A 3,625-nucleotide genomic window follows, 5' to 3' on the forward strand; every position below is an offset into this window, starting at 1 on the left:
GTATTTATAATCGCTGGGGTAAGGCGGGCATTCATCAAATGCCATAATAATATCGCCGCCAATAATACGCTGAATATCCATTACACTTTCTGGCGTAAATAAATGTTTACTGCCATCAATATGACTTTGAAATAAAGCGCCCTCCTCAGTTAACTTTCTGTTGTTCGCCAAAGAAAAAACCTGGTAACCGCCGCTGTCGGTTAAAATGGGTTTATCCCAGCCATTAAATTTATGCAGGCCTCCTGCGGCTTCTAAAGTTTCTAATCCGGGTCTTAAATATAAATGATAGGTGTTGCCTAAAATTATTTGCGCTTTTACTTCGGTATGCAATTGCTGCTGTGTAACTGCTTTTACACTGCCCACTGTGCCCACAGGCATAAATATGGGTGTTGCTATATGGCCATGATCGGTGATTATTGTGCCTGCTCTTGCTTTTGTTTGTGTGTCGTTATACTGCAATTCAAATTGTAATGCTGCCATTATGTGCTTTTGTTTACTGTTTATATTTTGAGGATAGCCTGCTCACTAATCCCCCAATTCCAAATTACTAATTCCTTATTTTTGCTCTATGAATTTTACCCATTGGTGGCAATTACTTTTTTACAGTTTTTGTTTCATCACCCTGATACAGCTTTTTTATTACGGTTTCTTTTTTGTTAGATTAGCGTTTTACAAACCAGCAATTAAAACTACATCGCAAACACACCCGGTGTCGGTTATTATTTGTGCCAGGGATGAAGCGGCAAATTTAGCGAAAAATCTTCCGGGTTCGCTGGTACAGCAATACCGCACCACACACGAAGTAATTGTGGTAGATGATAACTCGTTCGACGACAGTAAATACTTGCTGGAAGAATTTAAAAAAACTTTTAAGCAACTGCATGTGGTGGAGCTTAAACAGGAAGCAAAATTTATTCCCGGAAAAAAATTCCCTTTAAGCGTGGGCATTAAAACTGCTAAATACGAAGTGGTTTTATTAACCGATGCCGACTGTGTGCCTGCAAGCGAATTTTGGATCGATAAAATGCAGCAAACTTATGATGAACAAACAGAAATAGTTTTAGGTTATGGTGCCCATCATAAAAAAAATGGATTGCTTAATAAATTAATCAGGTGGGAAACTTTTCATACGGCCATGCAATATTTAAGTTACGCCATTGCAGGTAATCCTTACATGGGTGTTGGCAGAAACCTGAGTTATAAAAAAACTATTTTCTTCCGCCATAAAGGTTTTAGTGCACACAATAATGTTGCCAGCGGCGATGATGATTTGTTTATTAAAACTGCTGCCACAAAAACTAACACTAAAATTAATATTGATGCCGATACTTTTACTTTGAGTGAGCCTGCTAAAAACTGGGGCCAATGGATGAAACAAAAAAGCCGTCATTACAGCACGGCAAAATATTATAAACCGGTACATAAATTTTTATTGGGTGTATATTCTTTTTCGCATTTTTTGTTTTACCCTTTGCTTGCTGCAAGTATTATATTTTACGGCTGGCAATATGCACTGGTAGTTTTCGGCTTCCGTTTTTTATTGCAGGCCATAGTTTTTTATTTATGTATGAAAAAATTGCATGAAAAAGATCTGTATCCGTGGTTTTTGTTTTTAGATGTGTGGATGTTTTTTTATTATATTATTTTTTCGGTAAAGCTGGTGAAGAAGCCGGGGAAGGGATGGTAGAGCAGCCCCTCCTATCCTCCTCAGAAGGGAAGGAAATGGAGAAGAAGCCCCTATCCCCTAAAGGGGGAAATGGAGGAGATTGAAGCGGAGTAAAACCTCACCTTGAACTGCGTTCGTTCCTTTGCACGAACTTCTGAAGCAGAGGGAAATGGAGAAGACCTTTGCGATTATTGATAAGAAGATTATGTTTTATTTTTTTTATTTTAGATTTTGTACAATGGAAATGATTGAAAAATATTTTAGTGATTTTAATGAAAAGCAGCTGCAACAGTTTGCAGCATTAAAAGATTTATATACTGAGTGGAATCAAAAAATAAATGTTATCAGCAGAAAAGACATGGATAATTTTTATGAACATCATGTTTTACATTCTTTATCTATTACAACACAGTTTGAATTTACAAAAGGCATGCAGGTAATGGATTTGGGTTGCGGTGGCGGTTTTCCGGGAATTCCATTGGCTATTTTTTATCCTGATACAAATTTTCATCTGGTGGACAGCATTAATAAAAAACTAAAAGTGGTGGCAGAAATTGCTGCTGCCATTGGCTTAAAAAATGTTACCACACAACATACCAGGGCCGAAGATATTAAGAACAGAAAATTTGATACTGTAATAAGCCGTGCCGTGGCGCCATTAAAAGATCTGTGGCACTGGAGCAAGCCTCTTCTTCAAAAAAATAAAAATATTGAATACGGTGTAAATACACCCAATGGCTTAGTATGCCTTAAAGGCGGCGACCTTACGCAAGAAATATTTGAAAGTGGTTGTAAACCAATGGTATGGGAAATTGAAAAACTTTTTCCGCAGGAATTTTTTAAAGATAAGTACCTTTTATATGTGGGGCTAAAATAAAAAACTACCACTTTGTGGTATTGTTTATATGGTATTAATGTTTCAGCTTTGCAGTACAATTATGAAGATACCAGTTGCTATAGTAGAAGATAATAATGACATCAGGGCTGCCCTGGAGCAAATTATTGAAATGAGTGATTACTGCGAATTAGCAGGCTCGTGTGTAAGCTGAGAAGAGGCGTTGGTTAAACTGCCGATCTTAAATGCCAAAGTAGTATTAATGGATATTGGGTTGGGTGGCATAAGTGGTATTGAAGTGGTGAGAGAATTAAAAATAACACACCCTGAAATATTATTTATGATGTGTACTATTTATGAAGATGATGAACAAATATTTGAAGCTTTAAGCGCCGGTGCCAACGGGTATATTTTAAAGAAAACTCCTCCTGGTAAATTGTTAGAAGGCATACAGGAATTAATGGAAGGTGGCTCGCCGATGAGCAGCCAGATTGCAAGAAAAGTTGTTGCAGCTTTTCAAAATAAAAAATCAGATAAATTTTTAAACGAATCAGCACTTGATGTTTTATCAAGAAGGGAAAAAGAAATATTAGAGTCATTATCCAAGGGGTTATTATACAAAGAAATTTCAGACGCTCTCTTCATCAGTACAGAAACGGTGCGTAAACATGTATATCACATTTACGAAAAACTGCACGTCAATAACCGTGTAGAAGCAGTGAACAAATACTTTGGAAGATAATTACTGGTCGTATTATTTCAATCAAGCACAAAATTATAAGCCCCGGATTTTTTCGGGGTTTATAATTTTATAGGAATTTCCAAAACCAATAATCAGTTTGCGGAGTGTGGCCTATAGGAAAATCGTGGGTGTGTCCCGAATTTTCAAATCCATATTTTTCGTAAAACTTTTGTGCCCTTAAATTATTCTCCCACACCCCCAGCCAAATAACCTGGTATTTCTCTTTGATGCAATAGTCAATAACAAAATCCATCAGTTTTTGTGCAATACCTTTGCCATGAAATTCTTTTAACACATAAATGCGTTTTAATTCCATGGCTTTCCATTTTTTCATTAAAGGAAAGTTGCTGTAATCTTCCATAAACCGAAGATACCCCACGGG

General features: G+C 36.8%; 5 protein-coding genes. 3 read left to right on the forward strand and 2 right to left on the reverse strand.

Annotated features, from left to right (window positions below):
- The coding region (locus tag ACY65O_RS18905) for a tRNA-guanine transglycosylase (protein WP_462222413.1) at positions 1–480 on the reverse strand (480 nt) is incomplete at its 3' end.
- Positions 481–709: 229 nt separating this feature from the next.
- Here ACY65O_RS18905 and ACY65O_RS18910 point away from each other — a divergent pair.
- From ACY65O_RS18910 to ACY65O_RS18920, 3 genes are all read left to right on the forward strand, one after another.
- Positions 710–1,687 (forward strand): glycosyltransferase, encoded by a 978-nt coding sequence (locus ACY65O_RS18910; RefSeq protein ID WP_462222414.1) that lies wholly within the window; start codon positions 710–712, stop codon positions 1,685–1,687.
- Between the two features lie 148 nt (positions 1,688–1,835).
- Positions 1,836–2,543, forward strand: coding sequence for a 16S rRNA (guanine(527)-N(7))-methyltransferase RsmG (rsmG, locus tag ACY65O_RS18915; protein ID WP_462222415.1), 708 nt, complete (start codon positions 1,836–1,838; stop codon positions 2,541–2,543).
- Between the two features lie 181 nt (positions 2,544–2,724).
- A complete protein-coding gene (locus tag ACY65O_RS18920; protein ID WP_462222416.1) occupies positions 2,725–3,243 on the forward strand; it encodes a LuxR C-terminal-related transcriptional regulator in 519 nt (172 codons plus the stop codon).
- 67 nt (positions 3,244–3,310) lie between these two features.
- Here the strand turns inward: ACY65O_RS18920 and ACY65O_RS18925 are convergent.
- The coding region (locus ACY65O_RS18925) for a GNAT family N-acetyltransferase (RefSeq protein WP_462222417.1) at positions 3,311–3,625 on the reverse strand (315 nt) is incomplete at its 5' end.

Origin of the sequence: Ferruginibacter sp., assembly GCF_031430955.1 — a bacterium.
Lineage (GTDB): Bacteria > Bacteroidota > Bacteroidia > Chitinophagales > Chitinophagaceae > Ferruginibacter.